The organism is Mucilaginibacter ginsenosidivorans (genome assembly GCF_007971025.1).
Classification (GTDB): Bacteria; Bacteroidota; Bacteroidia; order Sphingobacteriales; family Sphingobacteriaceae; genus Mucilaginibacter; species Mucilaginibacter ginsenosidivorans.
Genome location: NZ_CP042436.1, coordinates 4,592,841 through 4,618,341 on the forward strand (window position 1 = coordinate 4,592,841; position 25,501 = coordinate 4,618,341).

A 25,501-nucleotide genomic window follows, 5' to 3' on the forward strand; every position below is an offset into this window, starting at 1 on the left:
TAGGTAATTGCTTTATCTAAATTGGATATGGGTAACTTTCTTGCAAAAACTAAGAATCAATTAGGTATTATTATTACCGTTATGTTTCTCGTACTGCTGGGTGCGGGTTATTTCTTTGTATACATACCCGCAAATGAAAAAACAGTACAGCAGCGCCGCTTTACATCGCTGCAAAAAATTGACAGTAATATCCATTCCAGGATAGATAACAGCGGCAATTTCCTGGCGACACAATTGCATTCGTTCGATCACACCCCTGCTTATAAAGCATTTGTAACCAACTATTCAAAAAAGAATTTTACGCTGCTTTATGATCCGGCCCTGCCATCCGTATCCAATAACAGGGAAAAAAATGATAAGCGCGACCATGGCCCGGTTATCGATACCGGCGTTGATGTTTTTGTCGACAACAACGCGCAAAACCTGATACTGATCAAAAGCCGGCAGGGCGATACAAATGCCCGGCTGGGCATCCAGTTTAAATTTAAGCAGTTTGTCCAATCGCTTTTGCCGCATAATGTTTTCGATCAGTACATCGTATTCGCCAACAATAAAAAGCTTTATGAAACATTCCCTTCGGGACTCACCTACCAGGTACCCGATTCGCTGCTGCAGGTGGTCAACAGGATATCATCGCCTGGTGTGCGGAGCCTGAAAATAGGAGGCACTGATTATAAGGCCTTTACGCAGCCTGTAAATGTTGGCAACGGCAACGAACTGCTTGTAGTTGGCCTGGTGCTGAACGAGAGCTACCAAAAGGAAAAAAACCAGCTCCCGCTTGGCGTGGTGCTGTTTCTTTTAACCATAGCGATAGTGATGATAGTTTGCCTGCCCTGGATAAAATTGTATAACATGGGTAATAAGGATAAGCTAACGGTGAAGGACGGGATAGAAACTGTATTGGTATCGATGGTGCTGATGTCGTTACTGTTCTTTGTATTTTTTAAATATGGCCCTTACCTTAACAATGATAAATTCAAATATAAAAGCGGGTGGTTTTCGGCTAAGAATTACTCGGGGAATGTATTAGCGAGCAAAATATCAGATGCCTTTGAAAATGAACTAAGGGCCGTTTCAAACCTGCTCGATTCAGCCGATAGCCTTTACAGCAAAAACCAGGTACTTAAAGGCCATGCATGGAAGGATAATTCCGAATATTACGCCCTGCTTAAAAAGGCCCCGGAAAAAATTGCCGCAGATCAGCTTTTCTGGATGGATGGCCGGGGAAACGTCATATCGCATTTGACCAATGGCACCCCCATACCGGATAGCAGTAATTTTAAGAACCGCGATTATTTTCAAAGAACTAAAAACAGCCAGCCCAACCATATAGGGCAGCCCCAATTTTATGTAGACCAGGTAGTTTCAAGGGTCACCAATTCTTTCACGTCTGTTGTCGCAAAAAGTTCAAAAAAGGAGAAGGTGGTGGCTATGTCCTTTGCCGCGAAAAGCCTTGATAGCGTAGTAATGCCGGATGGGTTTCAATTCGCAGTTATTGATGATAAAGGAAATGTGCTGTACCACTCACAAGCCGACCGAAACCTGAACGAGAACCTGGTAAATGAATTTGGGGAGAAAAGCCAGTTCCTGGCTTGTATCGAAGCAAAATCGGACACCTGCTTTGCTGCCGAATACATGGGCCGTCAAATTAATTTAAAGATCAAGCCTTTTAAAAACCTACCCTATTTTATTGTTGTGTTTGAAGATAAGGAATACAATGACACCCGCGATACCGAAGCCTATTTCTTCACCTTTTCGATGCTGATATGCCTGCTGATATTTTTGATCATCCAGTTCGGGGTAGTATTTTTTGTATCAGCCAAGCGTTCATTCTTCAAAAAGCAATTATTTGACACCTCGTGGATAGGGCCAAAGACAGTTTCGCACGAGCAGTACAATATGGGTTCCATCGCCAACCTCATCATCATATTACTGCTGGGTATATGCTATTTCTTCAGTTCGTTCCTGCTTTACCTGTTTATCCTGCTTATTTCTACCACTTTTTCATCTTTATTGTTAAACGGGCTATTCGCCAGCAAATACCGCGCCTGCAATCTGTACCTCTTCAATTTTAAAAAAATAGCCATTGGCTGGTTATGTATTTTTGTTTTGCTGATAAACATTGCCGCCTGGTGGGTAATGGGCTGGTCGCAAAACCTGTTTTGGCTGGCCGTTTACGAAGCGGCGTTAACCATATTGTATTTTGTTTTCTATTTTTCGGGCTTTAAAGTTTTACACGCTTGCTATAGCATATTATCGTGGCTGGGGCGCATAACGGTGAGCATAAGAAATTATATTTTCAAGCCCTACCGAAATAATAAATTGCTGCGCATCCCCTGGACCTACACGCATAGTTTTTCGTTAATGGCCACAACGCGCTTAGTTATTATAAGCGGCATACCGGTGGCTGTATTCTTTATCTACTCCTTTAACTATGAACAGAACCTTGACGCACGTTACCGGCAACTGCTTTTTGCCCGGCAGTTAAGCGGCAAGGTATATCACCTGGCAAACAACGGAAAAGACGAGTTAAAAAGGATCAATGAGGGTACTGCATACACTTCCGGTGTATATACCGACAATCATTTCATTGATAGAATTTCGGAACCTTCCAGCAAGTACAAAGACAGCATTGCCCGTTACAACAGGGAATCTTATGCAACCGCCTGGATACTCGACGCTTTCAGAATACATCTGAATAGCGTGGAAGTGAAAAATGACAATATGAATTTAGACTCGACCGGAAGGGAAGCACATTTCAATTTCCCGCTTTCGCGTGCTTACGTACACAAGTTGCCCACCGCTACACTTTACCACCTGGGCGGCACCGACAAGTATATCCGCCTTAGTTCGAAACACCTGAGTTACTCGTACCCCGACTGGTACCTGGGCCTGATATTCATTGCTTCCATAGCTGCATTTTATTACGTTATACACAATATTATACGGAAGCTTTTCGCCCTGAACCTGCCGTCGATGGGTTCGTGGAGAAACATGGACGATGAGCTGATTAGCGACAGTGTGCTTAACAGCCTTTTATTTATAGTCGGCTCGCCCGGCTCGGGCAAGCTGACCAAGCTAAAAGAGAAGATCAAGTCCGGGCAATTGTGGGGGCACGATAATCAGCAACTGACATTTGGCAGCGCCACCGAAAAAGGCAACGTTTACATAGCCGATATGATACTGATATCGCCGACAGGCGGCGAGAACGACCCTGACTGGAAACGATGCAAAAAAGAGGCAATGAAAGATCATGCCCTTGTTATCATCAATCATTTTGAATACAATATAAAAGACCTGGCAACCAATAGCATCAAGCTCGACTTCCTGGAAATGCTGATGCACAAAGGCACCAGCAAGATCATTATCGTATCCACGGTTCATCCTGTAACCTTCCTTGATTCCTTTAATAATGATAATGCCTTCCTGTCAAAAGATGACAAGGGCCGCATTCCGGAAAACGAGCTTGAACGCTGGCACGTATTGTTAGGGCATTTCCGGATAGTTATCGAACCGCTGGTCTGCTCATCTATTCCCGACGATACAAGTGTGTTGAGAAGAATGGTGATGGAGGAAACGCAGTACAGCCATTTCCTGCACAAAATGCAGCCCATGACCTTGTCGCATATCCCTGCTTCGGAGGCGGAGGGCATTGGCCCGATAAGTGATTCCCTGATATTTAAACTACAGTTGACATCGCAATATTTCTATACTTATATATGGCAATCGTTAACCAAGGAAGAGAAGTTTTTGCTTTACGACCTGGCCGAGGACGGCCTGGTAAACCCTTATGATGATCATAACCTGACCATGCTTATCTGCAAAGGGCTCATTATTAATCCAAATGGAACGCTTATGCTTTTCAACAAAGGTTTCCGGAATTTCATCCTTACGGCCATCGGGAACACTGAAGCGAACCGGATAAAAGAGCAGGTGAAAGACAACGGCAGCTGGGGCAGCCTGAAAACGCCGATGAACCTTGTTATACTAGCCATCCTGTTTTTCCTGCTTTTCTCGCAGCAGGAGGCTTACTCCCGCATCATCACGTATATCACCACCATAGGCGCCGGGCTTACAGCTATTTTGAGGATATTCCCGATGCTTAGTAATACCAATACCCAAAAAACCGAATAACGGGGCTGTTTTATTTTTTGAACAGGATAAAAATGTGATCCGAAATAATGATATTTGGACCGACCCTGACAGGTCAGAATTAACAATATTTTTAAATAAAAAACTTAAACCTTCACAATGAAAAAATTGAAATTATTTTTCTTGCCTCTTTGCCTGCTGCTTGTATTTTCGGCCTGTAAAAAGCATTCATCCGACTCAGTTACTGCAACAGGAACTATCACTGCAACCATAGATGGGACGCCTCAAACTTTTAATTTTGGTGCAACAGCTCATTTAGACAATACAGCCGGCTTTAACACACTATCTATAATTGGTATAAAAAGCGCAAGCACTTCCGACTCAATGATAATAGAAGTAACAAGCCAATCGCCTATTGCTGCCGGAACTTATACAGGTGCAAATTCGGAATCGGATATGAGTTATACCATAATGACAGGAACACTTGTATATCAATTTGACGGAAATAACGGAGCTTCCAGCAGTAATGTAGTTATCAATTCTATAAGCGCAACCAATGTGCAGGGTACCTTCAACGGCACTATTGAACTGATCAATGGCAGCGGACCGGCGTCAAAGACCGTTACAAACGGCAAATTTAATTTGACCATCAAATAAGCTCCGGCAAGCCTTCATCAGGCTACCAAAGCGTTTTTATTGTATTTATTCCTGTAATCAACCGGCGGCATGCCGGTTATTTTTTTGAATACATCGCGGAATGCTTTGATATCGGTGTAACCCACATCATACATTACCTCATAAATGGTTTTGCGGTTGCTTTCAAAACTCTTTTTGGCGGCCTCTATCTTCACACGCTGGATGTATTCGACCACTGTATTGTGGGTCGATTTTTTGAACCTGCGCTCAAACGTACGACGAACAATATTGAAGCGTTCGGAAAGTTCGTCCACAGATATTTTCTGCTGAAAATTTTGTTCGATGTATTCCTGGGCATTTTTCACCAGTTCATCCTCATGGTCCTTTTGACCCTTAAATATGGTAAAAGGCGACTGGTCGTTTCGCCCGATATCGATCACAAAATACTTGGCCGCCAGGATGGCCATTTCGCGGTCGGTGTATTTCTCAACCAAATACAGCAGCAGGTTCCAGTAGGAATTGGCACCACCGCTCGAGTACACATGCCCTTCTTCGGTGATTATCTTTTCATCAACCAGTTCAACATCCGGGAACATATTGCGGAACTGGTTTGCAAAAAACCAATGCGTAGAGCATTTTCTTCCGTTCAGCAAACCTGTTGAAGCCAGCAGGAAAGCGCCAAGACAAAGACTTGCAACTTCGGCGCCACCGTCGTACTGGTCAATTATCCAGGGAAGAAGCTCCCGGTTTAGCTTTATGCCGGCATCAAGATCACCAAAAAGCGGTGGTACGATCACCAGGTCGGATCTTTTTACCTCATCCAGCAGCAGGTCGGTGCGGATGGAAAATGCACCGCCGTTAAGCTTCACTTCGGGCGTACACCCAACCAGTTGCACACGGAACAGGGGCGGCTTGCCGGAATTTTCCAAAAACTGGTTCACTGCGGTGAAAATATAGCGCGGATCGGCAATACCCTGTAAAACGGCGCTTTCGGGCACTAATATCGAGACTGTTTTCATAAAGTAAAGTTAAGTTCGGTTTCTGTCGCAATCAACCCGCCTGAATGTCGTATTTGCGCGTTTTTTGGCGGTGATATTGGTACTAATTTGCATCAATCAATTTGCTAAACAAAATAAATATGAAAAATGAATTGGCGGCAGAGATATTAAGCACAAAAGAAATACTGCTAAAAGCGCTGGGGTCCTTCACCGGGCTAAATATAAACCAGGTGCCTTTTGAAGGAAGCTGGACCGGCGGGCAGGTTGGCGAGCATGTGTTAAAATCGGCATCGGGTATTTTGCAAACCATAACCGGACCGGTAAAACCCGCAGACCGCGACCCGGAACAAAATGTGCAGCCGCTTGCGGATTCTTTTTTGAATTTTGAGATCAAATTCCAATCGCCTGATTTTATTATCCCATCCGATGAACCCAAGGACCGGGACTACCTGCTAACCGCATTGAACGACGCTTTTGAAGGAATAAGGCAAGTAACCGAGTCGGCCGATCTGAACCTGGTATGCACCGGCTTTGAAATGCCTGTAATTGGACAGATGACCCGGTTGGAATTTATCAATTTCACGGTATTTCACACTAAAAGACATACGCACCAGCTAAATAATATTTTAAAATATCTTTAAAATTTTGTGCTATGACAACGTTGAACCCATACATCAATTTTAACGGTAACTGCCGGGAGGCTATGCAGTTCTACCAGCACTGCCTTGGGGGCGAATTGAGTATCCAGACGGTAAAGGGATCGGTGATTGAGGACCAGTGCCCGCCTTCCATGAAAAATAAAATACTTCATGCAACGCTTTTGAACGGAGCGGTTTTTATTATGGCGTCGGATATGACGGGGCCCGGCGGTTTCGCCAATGGCAGCTCGATAGCGATCTCGGTAAACTGCAGCAGCGAGAACGAGATCAACACCTTTTACAATCGCTTTGCTGAGGGCGGAAAGATACTTGACCCGTTAAAGACCCAGTTTTGGGGAGGGATGTTCGGCGTAGTGGCAGATAAATTCGGCGTGAGGTGGATGTTCAATTACAATAAGAACGAAGAGAACTAAAACAATTATTTTTTTATAACTTGATCTGTAACCAATTAAAACTGAAATAAAATGACAATAGTAAATTCCTATTTAAACTTTAGCGGTAATACCGAGGAAGCTTTCAATTTTTATAAGTCTGTTTTCGGGACCGAATTTTCGGCGCTGGTGCGTTTTAAGGACGGGCCGGGCGGTGATAAAATGTCGCCTGAGAACGCGGACAAGATCATGCACATTGCCTTGCCCGTTGGTAACGGCAATTTGCTGATGGCAACGGATATGATCGAATCGATGGGGCAAATACTGAAAACGGGCAATAATTTCAGCTTGTCCATAACGCCGGGCAGCGAGGAAGAAGCATTGAAATTTTTCAACGGCCTTTCGGAAGGCGGAACGATAGAGGCGCCTTTCAAAAAAGAGTTCTGGGGAGCGTATTTTGGTATGTTCCTGGACAAGTTCGGCGTCCGGTGGATGATCAATTACGACCCAAATGCGAAATGACCATGGACAGGAAAACGACAAAAATACTCTACTGGGTATTGCTGGTAATCTTTTGCCTGTTTCATGTTGCGGATGGTCTCGGCGGAATTATGAAAACGCAGGCGGGTATCGATGCAATGAATAAATTAGGCATGCCTGCTTACTTAATGCCTTTTTTAGGCACATTAAAAATACTGGGGGTTATAGCCTTAGTACAAAATAAATTTAAAACCATTAAAGAATGGGCCTTTGCAGGTTTTACATTTACTTTAACGGGCGCGGCAGTGGCCAATGCCTGCGCCGCAAACAGCCAGATAGCCTTTGTTATCATGCCAATAGGCTTCCTGTTAGTGCTGTTTTTGATCTATTATTGCTGGCGGAAGCTTAACGCGTTTGTAGCGTAACAAGCAATAACATTTAATTCTCCACACCGGTTTATTGCTGAAAGATATTTATTTATCTTGCAGTAATAAACCTTTTATATCACCTTAAACCCAAATCATGAAAAAAATCTATTCCGCTTTCTACCTAAGCCTGCTCTTATTGTTGATTTCGACAGATCTGAAAGCGCAAGACACTTACCAGCCCGGATATGTTATCCTTAATGACGGAACCCGGGTTCCCGGACTTATCAGGTTAAACCAAAGGGAACCCTGGTACAACCAACGGGTTATATTTATGAAGGATTCGGCGGCGGTTGCGGCAGATCCAAACGGCAAGGTCAAATCAAAAAAATACAAATTCACGGATATGAAATCTTACCAGGTTGGCCAGGTAAAGTTCGAGAAGGTGCATTATGTAGATATGGAAAATCTCCAATTAAAATCTTTGGGTTCAAATGATCATATGCTGGAAGTTTTGTCCTCGGGCCGCATCAATTCTTATCGCTATTATTCATATCCGCCAGATATAGAAGCCGATTTCGGCACTGAGGAAGAACAAAACGCCAAAGAGGAGAAACGAAAAAAAGACCTGATCAACGGTTTTAAAATTCTGACTAAAAAAGACAATGAATCGAAGTTCAACGACGCGCTGGATTACGATGTGCAGAAGTATTTCAAAGATGCGCCTGAAATACTGGAAAAGTATCAAAAGGGTGAATATGGTAATCAGCCAACTGCACCTAAAAAAGGGTTAGCTGCAAAAATGATCGCGATGGCAAAGAAACAGACATTTAAACTGGAAGAAGCGAACGCAATAATTACTGCATTCAACGAGTACAATCAAAAGAATGCCGCAACCAAGTAGTAGAAAAAAAAAGAATAGCGACGGGTTTAAACCCGTCGCTATAAACGTTATTCTTTGTCTTTCTTTTCCGGTGGAATGTCGTCGTCAAGATTCAACGTATAAGCCGACTCAGCCGCATCAAACGACTGCTTTAGCAGATCAGCATCGGCCTCCTTTCCCTTTTCCAGTTCTTCTTCGCTTGGGTCTATCCCCGTCGAGTGGATATCCTGCTGGCTCATCTGGTCTTCCTTGTCCGACCCTTCGAGGTCGTCCAATGGCATTTCGTCTCCTGGTTCTATCATGGTAATGATGTTTATGTTTTGCTTATAACAAATCTAAAGTATAAAAGGGGCTAATTTGATGATCAATATCATGAAAAAAAGTGCTACTTCAACCCGTAAACCATAACCTGGTTCGAAAATGTGGCTACATAAACTTTGCCATTGGCAATAGTTGGCGCGCAAAACTTGGCGTAACTACCGGGTGCATCGCCAATGGCCTGCGTGCTGTTCCAAAGTTCCTTACTGACATTTGCTGCATCGAACGCCCTTATTATGCCTCCGCCTGATATGGAATAATACGCCCAAACAATTCCTGTTCCTGCTGCGGTCCCTTTGGACGAAACGGACAAGGACGGCCCGGGAAACTGCGGGCCGTTTGCCGCCGAAAATGCAGCACCGTAAGTAAGCTGCCCGCTGCCTGCATTAAATGCAAGCGACTGCAATTGTGCATGTCCGGGCCATATATAAACAAACTCGTTGCCGCTGCCTTTGTAATATGCCGGCTGGCAATGCATCGACTGGTTCATTGGGATGGTTTGGGTAATTTGATTGGAAGATCCTGAATAGCCGCCCATGTTATCTTTATTCAGCACGTATACATTGCCGTCCTTACACGCCGTCAGGTAATAGTTTGAATTCGGGATCAGCATGGTACCCATTACACCATAGTCAAGATCATTAACATTCAGGTCGACATAATTGGTGGGCGTGAAATAGCTGGTTACCTGCATCGTATTCCCAGATGGAGTAAGGCGCAAAGCGCTTTCGGCGCGGTTAGCCGGGTCTGTCGGGTCGGGATTGGGTGTTCTTTCGTCTGTTCCGTTGGTTGTTGGGTTGTACAAATTACCCTTTCCAACCGTTCCGTTTCCGGTGGTGACATATAAATTACCTGCCTGGTCGGCTGCTATACCCATGCCACATTCCCAAATTCCGCCGCCTTCGCCATCGGGTGTATCATTGTAGACCACCTTCTGCTGCAATGTACCGGCATCGTACCCAAGTATCCATCCGTGATACGGGTTCCAGTCGCAATGCGAGGAAAAGCTGATATAAACCACGCCATTTACCAGCACAAGGCCCTGGCGCTGGTTGTTCCGCATCGGGTCAAACGACGATGTGCCCCCGCTGCTTCCGTCGCCGGTACCGGGCACACTGGCGGTTATTTCTACCGGGCTGCCCAACCGCTCGGCCCCGCTTGTAATATCGACGGCATGCAGGTATTGTACAAAGTTACCTTCGCCGGGGCCCTTCGTGCTCCTGGCAACAAAATATATAGTCTGTGCAGCCGAATCGATAACAGGCGTTCCGACGATGCCAATGCTGTTGGCAAAATCATCATACGGGTTACACCAGCTCGAATTCATGTCGCTGGCTATCGGGGGGCGCATACCATTGGCTGTATAGTTATTGCTCCAGTATTTGGTACCATTATCGGCATCATAAGCATATACCGAGTTGTTTACGGTGGCTATATATACCACATTGTGCGTACCCGAACTGATAGATACATTACCTACAACCAGGGGCTGGGCATATACTTGGGCATCAACCGAAAGGACGAATTTTCTGCCGAAATGCGCCGTGTTCACGTTGGTTGTATTCAGGGCAGCTTCATGGTCATTCAACCCGGCCCGGGTATTATCATTGTGCTGGGTGAGCACAGAAATGTGCTGCACATTCACCGAATCTTTGGTTGTACCGCCGCCGGTATTACCAGGATCGACTTTTTCCTTCCTTTTACACCCGAAACAAACTGCTGCCGCCAGTAAGACCGGTAACAGTGAATTCTTCAACGTCATATACTTTCTGATTATTTGAGGTTTATATAACCGCCCGTCGGCTCAATGACGACCGGCGATCTTGCATATGTCTATATGCAAGGCCAATATAAGAGTTTAATGGCTTATTTTTCTGACCAAATTGTTTTGATAATCGGCGACGTAAATATTGCCCTCTTTATCGGCGGCAACACCGAACGGCTGATTAAATGTTGCTTTAAGGGCATCACCGTTACCGGCCCCGCGTATGCCTGTTCCGGCCAAAGTAGTTACTACCCCGCCCGGGCTTATCTTCCGTATTTTGCTATTGCCCACATCGGCCACGTAGAGATCACCGTTCCTGGCCACGGCAATGCCGCAGGGGTGGGAAAAAGAAGCGGCGGGGCCCTTACCGTCTTTTGCGCCATCATTGTGTTTACCCTGTTTGGCGGGTTTTCCCGCAATGGTAGTTACAACTCCCATTGGGTCCATCTTACGAATCATATTGTTGTAGGTATCAGCAATAAACAGGTTCCCCTTGCCGTCTACAGCAATTCCCTCGGGCAAGTAAAATGAGGCGTTAACACCAATGCCGTCCTTCGAGCCGGGTTCGCCGGTACCGGCAATAGTGGTCATTTTACCATCGGGACCTATTTTGCGGATAACATCTTTTGCCCAATCGGTAAAATACACGCTTCCGTCGTTCCCTGCTACTATCCCATGCGGATTATCCAAACGTTCGGGGTGTTCGGGATTATTCTTCGTATCCGGTGTAAGTGCACCTGCAATGGTGGTAACCGTACCGTCGGGCGCTATTTTGCGGATAAGGCTGTTGCGCGTATCAGCAACATAAACAATGCCGCCGGACCCAACTGCCAAACCGGCGGGGAAAAAGAACGACGCCTTTCCGGCTTTGCCGTCGGCCGCGCCGGCTGCTCCGCTGCCCGCAAGCGTAGTCACCACCCCATCCGTGCTTATTTTGCGGATGAGGTTATTACGCGAATCAGCTATGAATATATCGCCCGCCGAATCTACAGCAATACCCATCGGGTTTGCGAATGAAGCTTCGGAAGCTTTGCCATTGGCAGCTCCAATGGTACCGCTACCTGCAAACGTAGTTACCACCGCACCGTGATGCCTGTCGCCGCAGGCAAAAAGAAATCCTGCAGCGATAAATATAAACGCGAGCTTTCCTCTCATAAAGCTATGGGATGTTTTATAATGATGTCTTAAAACTAAGATTATTCTTTATAAAACTTACACTTTTTTATCCGTCACCATGCCTGTGTACACTTCGTCAAAAGGCTTTCCCCTATGCTGCTGCCACAGCGCAGAGAATTTGATCTCGATATTTTTCAAAAGACTGATGCAAAGTTGCTTGTCATCTTCATCGAGCTCCATGGTCATCATCCCTGCTACCTTCCGCATCTGCATCATACAAAGTTCTATTGCCTTCGCCCCCGCCTTCGTCAGTTCTACTCGTTTGGAGCGTTTGTCTTCTTCATCATCATACTCCCTTATCAGGCCCCGTGTTTTCAACCGGTTCAGCATATCCGTCCCGCTGGACAACTCGAATAAATTGGCATAAATGATGTCGGTTTTGCGGGGGTTGCCTTCCTGTTGTACAGTCAGCAATATGCCAAACTCCTCAACCTGGTTCAGGCCCGTTCCTTCAAGCGCCCGGCCCGCGTAGTTCATATTCAGTTTATGGATGCGCCCTATCATTTTCAGTAATAATCCTTCGCTGGTAGGCGGCACAACGCCGCCGGTAAGCGGCCCGGTTATTTTTTGCTGCTGATGACTTGCAAGGTAATGCCGGCAAAAATCGTCGATATTGGCGCCGGGGTGTTTTTCCTCAAATAGGGCCCATTCGTTAACCAGTTCCACTGTCTTATTCATGTCATTTTATTTCGGTTTCGCAGTAAAGATAAAGAATTTACTCCGCAAGTATTGTTTATTTCGAAACCGAAGCATAGTTTTGATTTATACAACGAAAACGGATCAATTATTATGGACTCATCAACATTATTGCAAACATTGCTTGTATTGCATATCAGCGGGTTTGTTACCCTTGCCGGCACTGTGGTGGCCGATACGGCCATTTATAGCCGGGTAAAAAAACAATTATTAACCGATAAGGGTAAAGCCTCGGTGATGCTTGACGGTTCGGGGCTGTTCCCTGTTTTGATCAGGATAAGCGCCATCGTGGTTATTGTTACCGGCATGGGCATGGTGGGTATCGTGCACGCTTTTACGGATATGCTGTGGTTCAGACTGAAAATGCTGATGGTGCTGGGTATTATTATCAACGGAGCGATAGTTGGCCGGAGTTTGATGGCGAAACTGAGAAGCCTGCTTTCGGCGGATATCGCCAACAATGCAGAGACTGAAAGGATACAACGCAAGTTGAACGTGATGTATATCGTTCAGCTTATCCTGTTCCTTATCGTGTTCACCCTGAGTGTTTTTAAATTCTGATGGTATGAAAACAGAACAAGCAAAACTTAACCTGCTGGTTATAGGCGCAAACGGCGGCATTGGCCGGCAAACAGTAGAACTGGCGCTTAATTACGGGCATAACGTGACTGCGATATTGCGCAACCCCGCTAAACTCCCGTTGACGCATCCAAATCTGACCAAAATCAAAGGTGATATTATGAAGCGCGAAACCTTTGAAAAATACCTGGAAAACCAGGATGCGGTGATATCAGCTATTGGCGCAAGCGGTGGCATATCGGGCGATGCGCCAACCACGCTTTATTCGCAGGGTAATGCCAACCTGGTACACGCGATGAAAAACATGGAAGTTAAACGTGCTTTTTTCATCTCGGCCTCGGCGGTTGAAATAAGCCCGGTACTCCCCTTTTATGTGCGTTTTGCAGCTAAATATATCCTTCAAAAACTACTTAAACACATGTATGCCGACCTGCTGCGGATGGAGGCCCTGGTAAAGGAAAGCGGTTTAAACTGGACCATAATCCGCCCTCCCCGGCTTACGGATAAAGCAGGTACCGGCAAATACCGGGTTGCCATAAATAATTTTTTGAAGAACGCTCTTAGCATTTCGCGGGCCGATGTCGCGCATTTTATGATCAGCAATTTGAGCAATGAGGCGACTTATCAATCTACTATCGAGATCGCTTATTAGGTACAGGATCATCAAAGTGATCAAACGCATAGTTTTTAAACATGACATAAATTATGAAAAAAAATAAAAATATTTACTGGGCGGCGACGATAGTTGTTACCCTGATCATGATCTTCAGCATTTATAAAATATATACACCCGCTTACCAGCATTTTGGCTTTCCGCTTTACTTCAGGACGGAACTCGTTATAGCTAAAATAATAGGATTAATGGCCCTGCTGCTGCCGCAGGTGCCGTTACGGGTAAAAGAATGGGCATACGCGGGCTTTGGAATCGTCATTATTTCGGCATCCATAGCACACTTTTGCAGCGGCGACCCATTGATAAATGTCTTCGAGCCTTTTATCTGGCTTGTTATCCTGGCAATTTCCTATAACTATTTGCTTCGGCTGCCGAAGGCACAATCTGCCGCAAGGTAAAATGCAATGAAAATATTAGTTTTTAAAACCGATGTAAGCAGCAGGCGTAAAGCAAAGCGGGCCGGCGATCTGCTGGCTGCCTTGCCAACCGTCCGTAAATGGAATTTTGACCTGGACGATTGCGACAAGGTGCTGCGCATAGAAGCCACGAAAACGGAAACCAGGATGATAGAGTCGCTGCTGCGCGCCGCAGGGTTTGTTTGCGAAGAACTGGATGATTGAGAGATGCTTATTCGGTCCTGCTATGCGAATGCACACCACCGCCGCCGCCCGGGCGTTTCTTCTTCTTGAACTTGCTGCGGTTATTGTTCCTTTTCTTATCGAAGTGTTTGCGTTCTTTAAAAACAGGGGCCTCGCCGAGTTCGGCTGGTAAAGGATTTTCGACGATCTCGCGGCCTATCAGTTGTTCTATGCTTTTCAGCTTCCGCGAATCACGTTCGTTAACTAAGGTTATAGCGGTGCCGGTAGTTTCGGCGCGGGCCGTACGGCCTATGCGGTGGATATAATCTTCCGGGTCGGAAGGGACATCATAATTAATAACCAGGTCGATACCTTCCACGTCTATCCCGCGCGACAAAGCATCGGTACCTATGATAACGGGTAAAGTGCGGTTCTTAAAATCCAACAATATCTGTTCCCGTTCGGCCTGCTCAAAATCGGAATGAAAAGCATTGACTTTGATATGAGCGCCCTTCAGTTCGCGGGCCAGGCGTTTAACCTCGTCCTTGGTGTTGGCGAATATGATGGTGCTGGTGTAGCTGGCATTTTTTAGTAACAGGGTTACCAATTTCGATTTTTGTTCGTTATGTACCTTGTATATCTGTTGATCGATACCTTGCGCAGGCTGTGATGTAGCCAGGTTGATCTGCTCAGGGTTTCTTAGGATCGATGCGGCCAGTTTCCTTATTGGCCCCGGCATAGTGGCCGAGAACAGTAGCGTTTGCCGGTGTGCCGGTATATCGCGGATAATACGCATGATATCGCCCATAAAGCCCATATCGAGCATACGGTCGGCTTCGTCAAGGATCAAATATTTGATATTATTGAGCTTAAGCACGCCGGATGTCAGGTGCGCTATAAGTCTGCCGGGAGTGGCTATCAATATGTCCACATTATTCTGGATGCCGCGGCGCTGCTGCTCGTACACGATGCCGTCGCCTCCGCCGTAAACGGCAATAGAGCTGAGGCCCGTAAAATAAGCCAGCCCTTCAACCTGCTGATCGATCTGTTGTGCCAGTTCGCGGGTTGGCGCTAAGATCAGCGTAGTAGTGCGGTGCCCTTCATTGGCTTCGGCAATTTTATGCAGAACGGGTAATAAATAAGAGGCTGTTTTGCCCGTACCGGTTTGTGCACAAGCTATCAGGTCCTTACCCTCTAGTACCACCGGGATCGCCATTTCCTGTATTGGCGTGGGGGTTGTATATCCCATACTTAGGATACCTTCGGTAAGATGTTCGTTGAAATTAAAATCCTGGAATGTCAAATAATTAATAAATAATGGTAAAGATACTAAAATTTACCGCTTCGCGCATTTTACCTGTTTCCTCCGGGGCGGGAAATCAGTTTTGATAACACATTGGTCAGCATGGGGCGTGATCGGGCCATTACAGTCAAAAGCAGGCAAAACCTTACAAATTCTGTAAATATTGTGGTTAGGGCCAAACAAGCGTGCAAAAATTTATGGTTGACACCATATTTATTTAATAAACTGGAAGTCAATTAATTACATCAATAATAGGTCAAATTGTGTTAACCATGTTAACCCTGTTGTAATGTGCAAAGGAAATGTTGTATGGCTCCAGGCTGGCTCGTGTTCTAAAAGCGGACCATCGTTGTTGGAACTAGCCGGCAACGTACTTGCCTATGTAGGGTATTTTGCTCAAAAGGAATATCAGCACAAAAGAAAGCACAGAGCAAACCAATGCTGTCAGGGGTATGCTCAGGTAAGGATTACAGAGTTTATAGCTGGGGTTCCATTCGCCAAGCAGGGTTAAAAACAACGCGTGGCAAAGATAAATCCCGAGGCTGTAGTTGCCGATAAGGTCGCGAATGCGGATAAGCGACCCGGGTATTTGATAAACGGTGATCCTCGCCAGTAAAAATATGCCAGCTGCATATAAAATAATGAACGGTCCCAGCGGTTCGTACATCAGGGTACTGATATTTCCGGTTGATGCCGTGGTAAAATACGTGCCAACGGCTATCCCTGCCAGGCATAAAAAATAGAAAATAACCAGGCCGGTCGTGTTCCGTTTCCCGGGGAGCTCTTTAAAAGCGAGGTAGTGGCCCAATACTAAATAGCCTATGTACCCTGTAAAATAACGAACATCCACCTGCGGCCAAAAACGGGACAGGTAGGGCTGCGTAAAAGAGATAACAGCGAACCAAACGACCAGGAAATATAATATCTCTCTTTCAGTAGCGGCACGAACGAACCGACCGACTACCGGGATGATAAAATACAGCCCGATAAGCATGTACACATACCATAAATGATAGTAAGCTCCGTATTTAAGCTGGTGGAGTACCAGCAAAACATTCTTCCAAACATCGGAGGTGAACACGATCTCTTCGTCATACAGCGAATAACCGATATAAACCAAACTCCAGAACAAAAAGGGCCAGATGATGCGCGAAAGGCGACGTTTTAAAAAATCACCAATTTCATATTCGCGATGCAGCAATAAGGCCCCTGTGATCATCACAAAAACGGGAACAGCAAAACGAGTGAGCGCGTTGTAAAGGTCGGCGGCAAACCAATCGCTTAATGTTGCATTTTTGAAGTCCATCAGCAGCAACGAAGCTGTGTGCAGCACGATGACAGCAAAAAGCGAGATCACCTTCAGATTGTTTATCCAATCGATAGTTTGGGGTCCCGGTATCTCCGGGGTAGCAGTTTGCGCGTTTTCCAGGGTTAAAAGTTTTGATAAAAATAGCAAAACATCGTCGATTAACCCATGGGACCGCTATTGTTCTGAAACGCCCTGTAGAACGCGGTTCAACGTTTGGCTTGATAAATACCCATTGATAGGGTATTGGTCAAAATTAAGAAAAGCGACAACTTCAAAATCCCTGTAGAGCTTTAAATACTGGTCGTACGACTGGTGAAAGTCGATACACATTATAATGTCCGTAAGATGCTGGTTATTGAGAGGCAAAATAACCAACTCGCTTATTTTGCTCCCTTCGAATACTTTTCCTATCAGATGCTTGTTTTCTTTAAGCTTCTTTTTTGCCTCTGCTAAATCCATCCGGCAAGGTACTCTTTTATAATTGTCAACCCATACTAATAAGTTGTAAATTAAGCAATTGGGGCATATCAGCGCGATGAGCGGTTTTCCCAACAAAAAACCCGCCCCGGTAAACCGGGAACGGGCTCATTATAGGAACAGTTAATGTGTGCGTTGTTCTTATTTCTTTAGTTCATCTATCTGCACTTCAGGCTTTAACACATTGTGTACTTTTTCGACAACGATGGTTTTTGGCAATTCAAATTTTTGCGTCTTTTTGATATCCGTAGATGAAGCGCCAACTTTTACGGTATAGGTACCCGCTTCGCTAACCCAGACCGATTGTGCCGTATTAAACGATTCGAGGTCCTTTGCCGATAAGGTAAAACTCATGGTTTGCGATTCTTTAGGCTGCAGGGTTTTAGTTTTGCCAAATGCACGCAGTTCTTCTTCGGGTTTCTGCAAAGTTGCTGCAGGCGCACTTACATAAAGCTCAACCACTTCGCGGCCGGCTACGTTGCCGGTATTGGTAACGGTAACTGTTGCGGTAATAGCGCCATTAAAGGTTTTAGAACTTAGTTTCAGATCGCTGTATTTGAATTTGGTGTAAGATAAGCCGTAGCCAAACTCGTAAGCCGGTTTCACATCAAAAGTGGTGAAGTAGCGGTAGCCCACGTAAATGCCTTCTTCATAAGTAACTACAGCGGGGTGGCCGCGCATAGGGTTCGGCTTCTCACCTTCGGGCATTGGGAGTTCCTTGCCAGGAAAGTCTTTTGCCGAAGGCTCGTCGTCATATTTAACCGGGAAAGTGGTAGCCAGTTTACCCGAAGGGTTTACTTTGCCGCTTAATACATCGGTTATGGCGTTACCGGCCTCAAGGCCTGGCTGCCATGCCAGCAGGATACCGTCAACCTGGCCGCGCCAGCTTGCGGTTTCAATAACACCGCCAATGTTCAGCACTACTACCAGTTTTTTGCCTTTAGCGTGGAATGCATCCGAAATATTTTTGATCAGGGCCTGTTCCGAATCCATTAAATTGAAATCGTTTTCCACCTTGCGGTCGGCGCCCTCGCCGGCGTTCCTGCCGAGGGTGATTACTGCCACATCGGCATTTTCAGCCTCCTGCGACAGCATATCAGGCGTTATAGCCATTTGCGGAATAGGCGGCGGAAGCATAAAAAACGACATCCTGCTCTTTGGCTGTTTGGCTTTTGCATCGCTTATATAAGTCTCATACGCGTTTTTCAGGTTAGCGTCAGCCGAATAACCCCCATTGGTAAGGCCCTGGATAAGCGAAATAGTGTATGCCTTGTTCACGTTACCGCTACCGGTTCCACCGGCTATCAGGTCATAAGATGTATTACCGAAAAGTGCAACTTTTTTACCATTTAATGGTAATGCCTTATCATCATTTTTTAGCAGTACCATGCCCTGTGCCGCTGCCATACGCGATACGGCTGCGTTCTTTTTCAGGTCGGGTTTGCTTGAGTATTTATACTTTTTAAATTCGGGCGATTTAAGGACAATATTCAATATCCTTTCGACATTGGCGTCCAACTGCGACATTTTGATCTTGCCGCTGTTAACTGCCTCAATGATCGCTTTGGATTGCATGGTGGTGCCTGGCATCAGCAGGTCGTTACCGGCATTCACCTGTGCAACAGCGTCGCGGCCACCAAACCAGTCGGTCATTACAAAACCTTTAAAGCCCCACTCCTTTTTAAGTATAGTGGTCAGCAGGTCAGGGTTTTCGGAGGTATAAGGGCCGTTCAGTTTATTGTAGGACGACATTACTGTCCATGGGTGCGACGCCTTGATGGCGATTTCGAAATCCTTCAGGTATATCTCGCGCAGCGCCCTTTGGCTCACAATAGTATTAACGCTGTTGCGGTTGGTTTCCTGGTTATTGGCGACAAAATGTTTGATAGACGTCCCTACCCCCTGCGATTGTATGCCATTGATAATAGCAGCGGCCATACTGCCCGATACCAGGGGATCTTCGGAATAATATTCAAAGTTACGCCCCCCCAGTGGGTTGCGGTGAATATTAGCGCCGGGGCCCAATATCACATCAGCACCGTATTCGTGTATCTCATTACCGAAGGCAACACCCACTTTGTGCACCAGGTTAACATCCCACGACGATGCCAGCAAAGTGCCCACCGGGAAAGCGGTAGCATAGTAAGTTTTTGAACTATCGCCGTTACGTATAGGATCAATGCGGATACCGGCTGGACCATCAGAAACAGTAATGGACGGTATACCGAGTCGTTTTATAGCATGTGTACGCCCTGCAGCCCCCGGCACCTTTTCAGGAATGTCGTCACTTGGATCTATCGGGGGCAACGTAAAAGCAGGCGGCGTTGCTGCAGGTACCGCGGTGGTTCCGGTGTCCTTCTTTTTCGGGGCAGAGCTTGCTCCCGGCATTTTAAAGCCCATGCCCACTACTAATTTAACTTTTTCTTCCACGGTCATAGCTTTTATAACCGCCTTCAAAGGGCTCTTGCCCAGCTGCGGAGCGGCTGCGGCAGGCTTTTTTTGAGCCGATGCGCCCACACACCATAAGATGGCAAGGATGGACAAAATGGATACTTTTCTTTTCATTACGAAGTTTTATTTGGGTTTGATCCGGTATAGATCACCGGCAGTATAACTGGTCTGACAAATCGATAGTGTCAATTAGACACAATGATAAATATTATTTTATGAAATATGAAAGAAGCTGGTATTTATTTTAAGAAATAATACACGCACCAACCTCAAAGGCAGGCAAGAACCGGTTTTGATATGTGAATTCGCAAGCAAAAGTAAGCGGACTTTGAACAGAGAAGATTTGAAGCCTGAATCAACCTGAATCGTTTTAATTGATTACTTTGCGCCACTTTATTATCAAAAAACAAATGACTTATTGCTTAGGAATTAAGGTAAAGGAAGGTCTGGTGGCCATTGCCGACACACTGATCACATCGGGAACGGAAACGGTCTATAAAAAGAAAGTATTTGTAGAACAAAAGGACAATTTTTCGCTTTTTATCATGACAAGCGGGTTGAGGTCGGTGAGGGATAAAGCGGTAGTATATTTCAGGGAGCAACTGGATAGCCAGGAGTTCAATAAATTATACAAAGCGGTAAATGCTTTTGGCCTGCAGGTAAAGAAAGTGGCTGAAGAAGACAAGGATTCGCTTGAACATGCCGGCTTTAAATTCGACCTGAACACGATAATCGGCGGACAGCTGAAGGATGACAAGGAACCAAAATTGTTCCTGTTATACCCCGAAGGTAATTGGGTTGAACTGGGACAGGGAGCACCATACGTCATCATCGGCAACTCGGGGCATGGTAAGGCTATCCTCAACCGGACGCTAACGGAGGAATCGAGCATGAAACTGGCACTGAAGGCTGGGTTCCTGTCGTTTGACTCGACAAGGGTGAGTTCAAACAACGTCGATTTCCCGATAGATGTGGTGCTTTATAAAAAGAACAGCTTTTCGCTTACCGAGCAGCGATACGAGCAAAAGGACCTGCAGTCAATTTCGGCACAATGGGCGGAGGAATTAAAGAAAGCACTGGAGGACATCCCCGATGAATGGATGGACGCCGCGTTCTCGAAATTGCCCGCCCAGGAGGGCATGTAATACCGATTGTTCAACTGGATTAAGTTAAATGGATGGTCATATTTAATCCTTTTCAAAACAAATTCCAACAAATCAACTTAATTCAACTTGTTTATTAATTAGCTGAAAGATGAAATTCAATGTGTCTGCTCAAATGACTTATGATGTGCGTTCAGCAGGCACACTGATATTAAATATCCACGCCTTGCGTACGCCTACACAGGCCGTGCTGGAAGAGACGCTTACGGTAGATCCTTATTTAAAGGTTGAAGAATTATTTGCCGTTAATGGTGAAAACAGGATCATCCGCCTGGAAGTGCCCGAAAAAAGTATCGTGCAGATAGCTTACGAAGCGACGGTAGATAATGACTTTGAGGTAAAAAATCATACCAGCCGCGAGGAGATCATGGTAGGCAAGATGGACCCGGCGGTGCTACCCTATTTATATCCAAGCCGGTATTGCCAGTCGGATAAGTTGTTCAGGCTGGCCAATAACCTGTTCGGTCATATCGCCAATCCCTTTGAAAAGGTAGTCACACTTGCCAACTGGATCAATAAAAATGTCGAATACCGTAGCGGTTTCAGCAATGCCCAAACATCGGCTTATGATACGGTTACCGAACAGGCGGGTGTTTGCCGCGATTTTGCCCACCTGGGCATAGCGCTGTGCCGCGCGCTTACCATTCCGGCGCGTTATTACACCGGCTATGCGTACCAGTTAAAACCTGGAGATTTCCATGCATGCTTTGAGGCCTATATTGGGGATGAGTGGATATTGTTCGATGCTACGCGCCTGGTACCCCTGAACGGCCTTATCAAAATTGCTACCGGCCGCGATGCCGCCGACACAGCCATAGCCAATATCTTCGGCGATATCCTGTTCACTTCTATGCAGGTGAAGTGTGAACTGGCAGACGAGAATTTCGAGCCGTTTTATTATTGATCCGGTTATATCACTCGCTACACATTAGTCAGATCAAAAGGCAATTTTCTTACGCGTTTACCCGTCAGCGCGAAAACAGCATTGCACAGTGCCGGTGCCAAAGGAGGTAAGCCAGGTTCGCCAACACCTTTAATGACCGGGCCGCCATCGGCAAGTATGTGTACTTCTATTTCCGGCATTTCGTCTATCCTCAACATACGGTTATTATGAAAGTTTGACTGTACTGCCTTTCCATTCTGGAAGGTTATCGCATCTTTTGTGGCAGCAGTAAGAGCCATCACAATGCCCCCCTCAACCTGCGATCTTACATTCTCGGGGTTAACCACGGTGCCGAGATCGATCACCGAATATATCTTGTCTACTTTTACAGAGTTGTTCTTCCCCCTTGATACCTCGACTACGTGGCCGCACAATCCAGCGAAAAAGTTCCATTGGGCCACTCCCCGGGCCTTTCCTGCTGGTAACGGTGCATCCCAATGCGAAACCTCTTTAAGCTTCATCAACACCTTTTTGCTGTCTGATGGCTTATTAAGCATGCCCAATCTGAAGGCCATTGGGTCTTTACCGGCTGCAGCCGCCATTTCATCAATAAAACTTTCGTGCGCAAAGGACACAGTAGATGCAGTAACCGAGCGCCACCAGGTTAAAGGCAGATGAATTTCGGAATAGACATAAGCATTCCTTACATTCGGTATTTCATAAGGTTGGATGCTGATCCCTTCCACCATATCCTCGTCAACCTTGGTTTTATCGAATTTGTCCATTATAGTAGCATTAATGGACGGGGAAACTACCTTATGCTGAAAAGCAACAGCTTTCCCGTCGCCGGATAATCCGCCTTTCATGGCCGAAAAAGTCGCCGGCCGGAACGGTCCCAGCGATGTGTCATCTTCGCGGGTCCAGATCAGCTTGACAGGTTTATTTACTGCCTTGGCGATAGATGCCGCTTCAACAGCGAAATCCTGCGATATGCGCCGGCCGAAGCCGCCGCCGTTGAACAGCATATTTACTTTTACGTTTTCTTTAGGGATGGATAGGGCCTTTGCTATCTCATCGCGTGTCCATGCTGCGCCCTGCGATGATACCCACACCTCCATTTTGCCGTCCTTCCATTCAGCCGTACAATTCATGGGCTCCATCGGCGAATGGGAAACAAACGGGGTCTCGTACAAAGCCTCAATTTTTTTTGCGGCATGGGCATAACCCGCATCAAAATCGCCATCCTTATGTGCGGTAAGCCCTTCAGTTTTTGAAAGCTCGCGAAGGCTCTGTTCGTAATCTTTCGAATTGAATTTATCAAGACCCTGGTTATCCCAGGTCACTTTTAGTGCTTTCCTGCCCTGTAATGCCGCCCAGTAGTTATCGGCGATCACTGCAAGGCCCATATAGTGGTTTTTGAAAAATATACGATCTGTTTTAACTACCTGCGTTACCCCTTTTATTTTAAATGTGTCGCTATCGTCGAAACTCACAAGCTTACTGCCTAACACCGGGCAGCGTTCGATAGATGCGTAGACCATCCCCGGCACATCAGCATCTATACCAAAAACGGCCTTCCCTTTCACCTTCAGGGGAATATCGTTCCGGGGTGATGATTTGCCAAGTATCCTGAAATCTTTAGGATCCTTTAGTGCCGGTTTTTTTGGCACGGGCAGTTTAGAAGCCCTTTCGGCAAGCTCACCATAGCCGATGCTTTTACCCGAAGGTTTATGATGAACCATCGCATTTGCTGCATAGCACTCCGCTACGGGAACTCCCCATTTATCACTGGCAGCCTTTACCAGCATTTCTTTTGCCGCTGCTCCTGCCGTACGCAGGGGCAAATAGTTTGTATTGACCGAAGAGCTTCCCCCTGTCATTTGCTGGTCGTCCGGAAATTTGGCTTCACCTGAAGTTGATTTAACGGTCACCTGGTCCAGGGACACCTCCAGTTCCTCGGCGATCAAAGCCGGTACCGATTGATACGTACCCTGCCCCATCTCGGCCTTGGGGTTCATCAGGGTTATCTTCCCCGATCTGTCGATAATAATATAAGGTGTGAACTCCGACCCGGCGTCAACGCTGCTCATGTTCACCAGTTCGCCAAGCTTTGTTTCTTTTAATAAGGCGTACCCTAACACCAGGGCGCCGCCTGCAATGCCCGAGATCGTTATAAATTTCCTGCGGTTTATCTTTGTTTTTTCTTCCATGGTGACCTCCGGTTATTTGGCTTCAGCTAAATTATTTTGCTTACCCGCGTTTCCCGCGGCCTGGTGAACGGCTTTACGAATACGCTGGTAAGTGCCGCACCGGCAAATATTACCCGACATTGCAACATCAATGTCGGCATCGCTTGGGTTGGGGTTCTTCGCAAGGAGCGTTACCGCCGACATGATCTGCCCCGACTGGCAATAGCCACACTGCGGCACCTGCTGATCGATCCACGCTTTTTGTATAGGATGGTCGCCTGTTTCGGATATACCTTCGATGGTGGTTATTTTTTTACCGTCGGCTATAGATACCGGGATGCTGCATGACCGTGTTGGGTCGCCGTCGAGGTGGATTGTACAAGCGCCGCACTGCGCTATCCCGCAGCCAAATTTTGTTCCCTTAAGGCCTATGACGTCCCGTATTACCCAAAGCAGGGGCATTTGAGGATCGACGTCAACGGTATGGGATTGGCCATTAATAATTAGTGTGTGATCAGCCATGAGGTTGTGATTGAGTATATAAAGCTACTTAATTACTCTAAATAAACAATACATCAAAAAAGCTTAAACCGGCTAAATTTCCAGGGTTATAATTTCGTTATCATCCTGATAAGCTTGGTTATTTTCATTAATTTACCGGCAAATATCCGATCATCCTATGACAGAGACGCCTCTTATCCAAATACGCAATCTTTCCAAATCCTATGGCCAGAAACAGGTATTAAAAAACCTTTCCCTCGATATTTACCCTGGGCAGGTTATCGGGTACATAGGGCCCAACGGCGCCGGAAAATCGACCACCGTAAAAATTCTGACAGGTCTTATTCCTGATTTTGAGGGCGAAGTGCTGGTCGAGGGTATCAGCATGGCAAAGGACCCGCTGGCCATCAAAAAGCTTTTTGGCTACGTGCCCGAGAACGCCGAGATATACGACGTGCTTACGCCAATGGAATATCTTGATTTTATTGGCAAGTTGTATGGCATGGAAGAAAATGCGCTTCAGGAAAGAGCGCGGAAATTACTTGCCGCGTTTGGGTTAGGTGTTAACGCTGATGACAGGATGGATACCTTTTCAAAGGGGATGAAACAAAAGGTGCTGCTTATTGCAGGCATTATCCACAACCCAAGGATCATTATACTGGACGAACCGCTGTCCGGGCTGGATGCAAATGCTGTCATCATGATCAAAGAATTGATCACGCGGCTTTCAAAGGAAGGTAAAACGATATTTTATTGTTCGCATATGATGGACGTGGTTGAAAAAGTATCGGACAGGATATTATTGATCAACAAAGGCGAGATAATTGCCGACGGGACGTTTGAATCCCTTAAACAAAATCATAGCGATACGCTGGAACGCATATTCTCTAAACTGACGGGCCGCGAAGATACTTCAAGTGAAACAGATGCGATCATTAATGCTTTTGACTGACCTG

The 25,501-nt window shown here is 46.1% G+C and carries 25 protein-coding genes; 14 read left to right on the forward strand and 11 right to left on the reverse strand.

All coding sequences use genetic code 11. The annotated features are described in order from the left end of the window. Positions 1 to 27 precede the first annotated feature (27 nt). Positions 28 to 4,134: a PDC sensor domain-containing protein gene (locus tag FRZ54_RS20905; protein ID WP_147033755.1), complete on the forward strand. Its 4,107-nt coding sequence runs from the start codon at positions 28 to 30 to the stop codon at positions 4,132 to 4,134. A gap of 117 nt (positions 4,135 to 4,251) precedes the next feature. Continuing rightward, entirely contained in the window at positions 4,252 to 4,749 is a 498-nt protein-coding gene (locus FRZ54_RS20910; protein ID WP_147033756.1) for a hypothetical protein, read from the forward strand. Positions 4,750 to 4,766: 17 nt separating this feature from the next. On the opposite strand, the gene FRZ54_RS20915 is transcribed toward FRZ54_RS20910, so the two are convergent. Continuing rightward, on the reverse strand, positions 4,767 to 5,747 hold the full coding sequence (locus FRZ54_RS20915; protein WP_147033757.1) for a GlxA family transcriptional regulator: 981 nt from the start codon (positions 5,745 to 5,747) through the stop codon (positions 4,767 to 4,769). 119 nt (positions 5,748 to 5,866) lie between these two features. Here FRZ54_RS20915 and FRZ54_RS20920 point away from each other — a divergent pair, with 119 nt between their 5' ends. The 5 genes from FRZ54_RS20920 (at position 5,867) to FRZ54_RS20940 (ending at position 8,505) form a co-directional block, all read left to right on the forward strand. Then, on the forward strand, positions 5,867 to 6,367 hold the full coding sequence (locus FRZ54_RS20920) for a DinB family protein (RefSeq protein ID WP_147033758.1): 501 nt from the start codon (positions 5,867 to 5,869) through the stop codon (positions 6,365 to 6,367). An 11-nt stretch (positions 6,368 to 6,378) separates the two neighbouring features. Next, positions 6,379 to 6,798, forward strand: a complete 420-nt coding sequence (locus tag FRZ54_RS20925) for a VOC family protein (protein ID WP_147033759.1) — start codon at positions 6,379 to 6,381, stop codon at positions 6,796 to 6,798. A 51-nt stretch (positions 6,799 to 6,849) separates the two neighbouring features. Next, positions 6,850 to 7,278 (forward strand): VOC family protein, encoded by a 429-nt coding sequence (locus tag FRZ54_RS20930; protein ID WP_147033760.1) that lies wholly within the window; start codon positions 6,850 to 6,852, stop codon positions 7,276 to 7,278. A 2-nt stretch (positions 7,279 to 7,280) separates the two neighbouring features. Next, positions 7,281 to 7,661, forward strand: coding sequence for a DoxX family protein (locus FRZ54_RS20935; RefSeq protein WP_187359689.1), 381 nt, complete (start codon positions 7,281 to 7,283; stop codon positions 7,659 to 7,661). 97 nt (positions 7,662 to 7,758) lie between these two features. Beyond that, the gene (locus tag FRZ54_RS20940; protein WP_147033762.1) at positions 7,759 to 8,505 is read left to right on the forward strand and encodes a hypothetical protein; all 747 of its coding nucleotides are present in this window, start codon (positions 7,759 to 7,761) and stop codon (positions 8,503 to 8,505) included. A gap of 47 nt (positions 8,506 to 8,552) precedes the next feature. Here the strand turns inward: FRZ54_RS20940 and FRZ54_RS20945 are convergent, their stop codons facing one another. The 4 genes from FRZ54_RS20945 to FRZ54_RS20960 form a co-directional block, all read right to left on the reverse strand. Continuing rightward, positions 8,553 to 8,786, reverse strand: a complete 234-nt coding sequence (locus FRZ54_RS20945) for a hypothetical protein (RefSeq protein WP_147033763.1) — start codon at positions 8,784 to 8,786, stop codon at positions 8,553 to 8,555. An 83-nt stretch (positions 8,787 to 8,869) separates the two neighbouring features. Then, positions 8,870 to 10,564, reverse strand: coding sequence for a PQQ-binding-like beta-propeller repeat protein (locus FRZ54_RS20950; RefSeq protein WP_147033764.1), 1,695 nt, complete (start codon positions 10,562 to 10,564; stop codon positions 8,870 to 8,872). Positions 10,565 to 10,660: 96 nt separating this feature from the next. Continuing rightward, a complete protein-coding gene (locus tag FRZ54_RS20955) occupies positions 10,661 to 11,722 on the reverse strand; it encodes an NHL repeat-containing protein (protein ID WP_147033765.1) in 1,062 nt (353 codons plus the stop codon). 57 nt (positions 11,723 to 11,779) lie between these two features. Beyond that, positions 11,780 to 12,421 carry a MarR family winged helix-turn-helix transcriptional regulator gene (locus tag FRZ54_RS20960; RefSeq protein WP_147033766.1) on the reverse strand — a complete coding sequence of 214 codons (642 nt, stop codon included), beginning with the start codon at positions 12,419 to 12,421 and terminating at the stop codon, positions 11,780 to 11,782. Positions 12,422 to 12,532: 111 nt separating this feature from the next. Between FRZ54_RS20960 and FRZ54_RS20965 the strand changes: the two genes are divergently transcribed. The 4 genes from FRZ54_RS20965 to FRZ54_RS20980 are packed head-to-tail and all read left to right on the forward strand — an operon-like array spanning position 12,533 to position 14,311. Next, positions 12,533 to 13,000, forward strand: coding sequence for a hypothetical protein (locus FRZ54_RS20965; RefSeq protein ID WP_147033767.1), 468 nt, complete (start codon positions 12,533 to 12,535; stop codon positions 12,998 to 13,000). A gap of 4 nt (positions 13,001 to 13,004) precedes the next feature. After that, a complete protein-coding gene (locus FRZ54_RS20970; protein WP_147033768.1) occupies positions 13,005 to 13,670 on the forward strand; it encodes an NAD(P)-dependent oxidoreductase in 666 nt (221 codons plus the stop codon). A 53-nt stretch (positions 13,671 to 13,723) separates the two neighbouring features. Beyond that, positions 13,724 to 14,089, forward strand: coding sequence for a DoxX family protein (locus FRZ54_RS20975; protein ID WP_147033769.1), 366 nt, complete (start codon positions 13,724 to 13,726; stop codon positions 14,087 to 14,089). Positions 14,090 to 14,095: 6 nt separating this feature from the next. Beyond that, positions 14,096 to 14,311: a hypothetical protein gene (locus tag FRZ54_RS20980; RefSeq protein ID WP_147033770.1), complete on the forward strand. Its 216-nt coding sequence runs from the start codon at positions 14,096 to 14,098 to the stop codon at positions 14,309 to 14,311. Between the two features lie 7 nt (positions 14,312 to 14,318). Here FRZ54_RS20980 and FRZ54_RS20985 read toward each other — a convergent pair whose 3' ends face one another. From FRZ54_RS20985 to FRZ54_RS21000, 4 genes are all read right to left on the reverse strand, one after another. Next, complete coding sequence (locus FRZ54_RS20985; RefSeq protein WP_187359690.1) at positions 14,319 to 15,572, reverse strand: DEAD/DEAH box helicase; 1,254 nt, start codon at positions 15,570 to 15,572, stop codon at positions 14,319 to 14,321. A 358-nt stretch (positions 15,573 to 15,930) separates the two neighbouring features. Further along, positions 15,931 to 17,028: an acyltransferase gene (locus FRZ54_RS20990; protein ID WP_187359691.1), complete on the reverse strand. Its 1,098-nt coding sequence runs from the start codon at positions 17,026 to 17,028 to the stop codon at positions 15,931 to 15,933. A gap of 27 nt (positions 17,029 to 17,055) precedes the next feature. After that, positions 17,056 to 17,340 (reverse strand): hypothetical protein, encoded by a 285-nt coding sequence (locus FRZ54_RS20995; RefSeq protein ID WP_147033772.1) that lies wholly within the window; start codon positions 17,338 to 17,340, stop codon positions 17,056 to 17,058. Between the two features lie 159 nt (positions 17,341 to 17,499). After that, positions 17,500 to 19,923, reverse strand: a complete 2,424-nt coding sequence (locus FRZ54_RS21000; RefSeq protein ID WP_147033773.1) for a glycoside hydrolase family 3 C-terminal domain-containing protein — start codon at positions 19,921 to 19,923, stop codon at positions 17,500 to 17,502. Between the two features lie 296 nt (positions 19,924 to 20,219). Here FRZ54_RS21000 and FRZ54_RS21005 point away from each other — a divergent pair, with 296 nt between their 5' ends. Next, on the forward strand, positions 20,220 to 20,954 hold the full coding sequence (locus tag FRZ54_RS21005; protein ID WP_147033774.1) for a peptidase: 735 nt from the start codon (positions 20,220 to 20,222) through the stop codon (positions 20,952 to 20,954). Positions 20,955 to 21,063: 109 nt separating this feature from the next. Next, a complete protein-coding gene (locus FRZ54_RS21010) occupies positions 21,064 to 21,876 on the forward strand; it encodes a transglutaminase-like domain-containing protein (protein WP_147033775.1) in 813 nt (270 codons plus the stop codon). Positions 21,877 to 21,893: 17 nt separating this feature from the next. Here FRZ54_RS21010 and FRZ54_RS21015 read toward each other — a convergent pair whose 3' ends face one another. Continuing rightward, positions 21,894 to 24,065 carry a xanthine dehydrogenase family protein molybdopterin-binding subunit gene (locus tag FRZ54_RS21015; RefSeq protein WP_147033776.1) on the reverse strand — a complete coding sequence of 724 codons (2,172 nt, stop codon included), beginning with the start codon at positions 24,063 to 24,065 and terminating at the stop codon, positions 21,894 to 21,896. Positions 24,066 to 24,077: 12 nt separating this feature from the next. Then, positions 24,078 to 24,566 carry a (2Fe-2S)-binding protein gene (locus tag FRZ54_RS21020; protein WP_147033777.1) on the reverse strand — a complete coding sequence of 163 codons (489 nt, stop codon included), beginning with the start codon at positions 24,564 to 24,566 and terminating at the stop codon, positions 24,078 to 24,080. 157 nt (positions 24,567 to 24,723) lie between these two features. Here FRZ54_RS21020 and FRZ54_RS21025 point away from each other — a divergent pair, with 157 nt between their 5' ends. Continuing rightward, the gene (locus FRZ54_RS21025; protein ID WP_147033778.1) at positions 24,724 to 25,497 is read left to right on the forward strand and encodes an ABC transporter ATP-binding protein; all 774 of its coding nucleotides are present in this window, start codon (positions 24,724 to 24,726) and stop codon (positions 25,495 to 25,497) included. The last annotated feature ends 4 nt before the right edge of the window (positions 25,498 to 25,501 follow it).

Excerpts from the sequence above, each read along its gene's own strand:
- FRZ54_RS20930 (WP_147033760.1), top strand. The coding sequence starts at position 6,850 with ATGACAATAGTAAATTCCTATTTAAACTTTAGCGGTAATACCGAGGAA.
- FRZ54_RS20910 (WP_147033756.1), top strand. The coding sequence starts at position 4,252 with ATGAAAAAATTGAAATTATTTTTCTTGCCTCTTTGCCTGCTGCTTGTA.
- FRZ54_RS20935 (WP_187359689.1), top strand. The coding sequence starts at position 7,281 with ATGGACAGGAAAACGACAAAAATACTCTACTGGGTATTGCTGGTAATC.
- FRZ54_RS20920 (WP_147033758.1), top strand. The coding sequence starts at position 5,867 with ATGAAAAATGAATTGGCGGCAGAGATATTAAGCACAAAAGAAATACTG.
- FRZ54_RS20995 (WP_147033772.1), bottom strand. The coding sequence starts at position 17,340 with ATGGATTTAGCAGAGGCAAAAAAGAAGCTTAAAGAAAACAAGCATCTG.
- FRZ54_RS21025 (WP_147033778.1), top strand. The coding sequence starts at position 24,724 with ATGACAGAGACGCCTCTTATCCAAATACGCAATCTTTCCAAATCCTAT.
- FRZ54_RS21005 (WP_147033774.1), top strand. The coding sequence starts at position 20,220 with ATGACTTATTGCTTAGGAATTAAGGTAAAGGAAGGTCTGGTGGCCATT.
- FRZ54_RS20925 (WP_147033759.1), top strand. The coding sequence starts at position 6,379 with ATGACAACGTTGAACCCATACATCAATTTTAACGGTAACTGCCGGGAG.
- FRZ54_RS21020 (WP_147033777.1), bottom strand. The coding sequence starts at position 24,566 with ATGGCTGATCACACACTAATTATTAATGGCCAATCCCATACCGTTGAC.
- FRZ54_RS20915 (WP_147033757.1), bottom strand. The coding sequence starts at position 5,747 with ATGAAAACAGTCTCGATATTAGTGCCCGAAAGCGCCGTTTTACAGGGT.
- FRZ54_RS20970 (WP_147033768.1), top strand. The coding sequence starts at position 13,005 with ATGAAAACAGAACAAGCAAAACTTAACCTGCTGGTTATAGGCGCAAAC.
- FRZ54_RS20905 (WP_147033755.1), top strand. The coding sequence starts at position 28 with ATGGGTAACTTTCTTGCAAAAACTAAGAATCAATTAGGTATTATTATT.
- FRZ54_RS20980 (WP_147033770.1), top strand. The coding sequence starts at position 14,096 with ATGAAAATATTAGTTTTTAAAACCGATGTAAGCAGCAGGCGTAAAGCA.
- FRZ54_RS20950 (WP_147033764.1), bottom strand. The coding sequence starts at position 10,564 with ATGACGTTGAAGAATTCACTGTTACCGGTCTTACTGGCGGCAGCAGTT.
- FRZ54_RS21015 (WP_147033776.1), bottom strand. The coding sequence starts at position 24,065 with ATGGAAGAAAAAACAAAGATAAACCGCAGGAAATTTATAACGATCTCG.
- FRZ54_RS20975 (WP_147033769.1), top strand. The coding sequence starts at position 13,724 with ATGAAAAAAAATAAAAATATTTACTGGGCGGCGACGATAGTTGTTACC.
- FRZ54_RS21000 (WP_147033773.1), bottom strand. The coding sequence starts at position 19,923 with ATGAAAAGAAAAGTATCCATTTTGTCCATCCTTGCCATCTTATGGTGT.
- FRZ54_RS20960 (WP_147033766.1), bottom strand. The coding sequence starts at position 12,421 with ATGAATAAGACAGTGGAACTGGTTAACGAATGGGCCCTATTTGAGGAA.
- FRZ54_RS20955 (WP_147033765.1), bottom strand. The coding sequence starts at position 11,722 with ATGAGAGGAAAGCTCGCGTTTATATTTATCGCTGCAGGATTTCTTTTT.
- FRZ54_RS20940 (WP_147033762.1), top strand. The coding sequence starts at position 7,759 with ATGAAAAAAATCTATTCCGCTTTCTACCTAAGCCTGCTCTTATTGTTG.
- FRZ54_RS20965 (WP_147033767.1), top strand. The coding sequence starts at position 12,533 with ATGGACTCATCAACATTATTGCAAACATTGCTTGTATTGCATATCAGC.
- FRZ54_RS20945 (WP_147033763.1), bottom strand. The coding sequence starts at position 8,786 with ATGATAGAACCAGGAGACGAAATGCCATTGGACGACCTCGAAGGGTCG.
- FRZ54_RS21010 (WP_147033775.1), top strand. The coding sequence starts at position 21,064 with ATGAAATTCAATGTGTCTGCTCAAATGACTTATGATGTGCGTTCAGCA.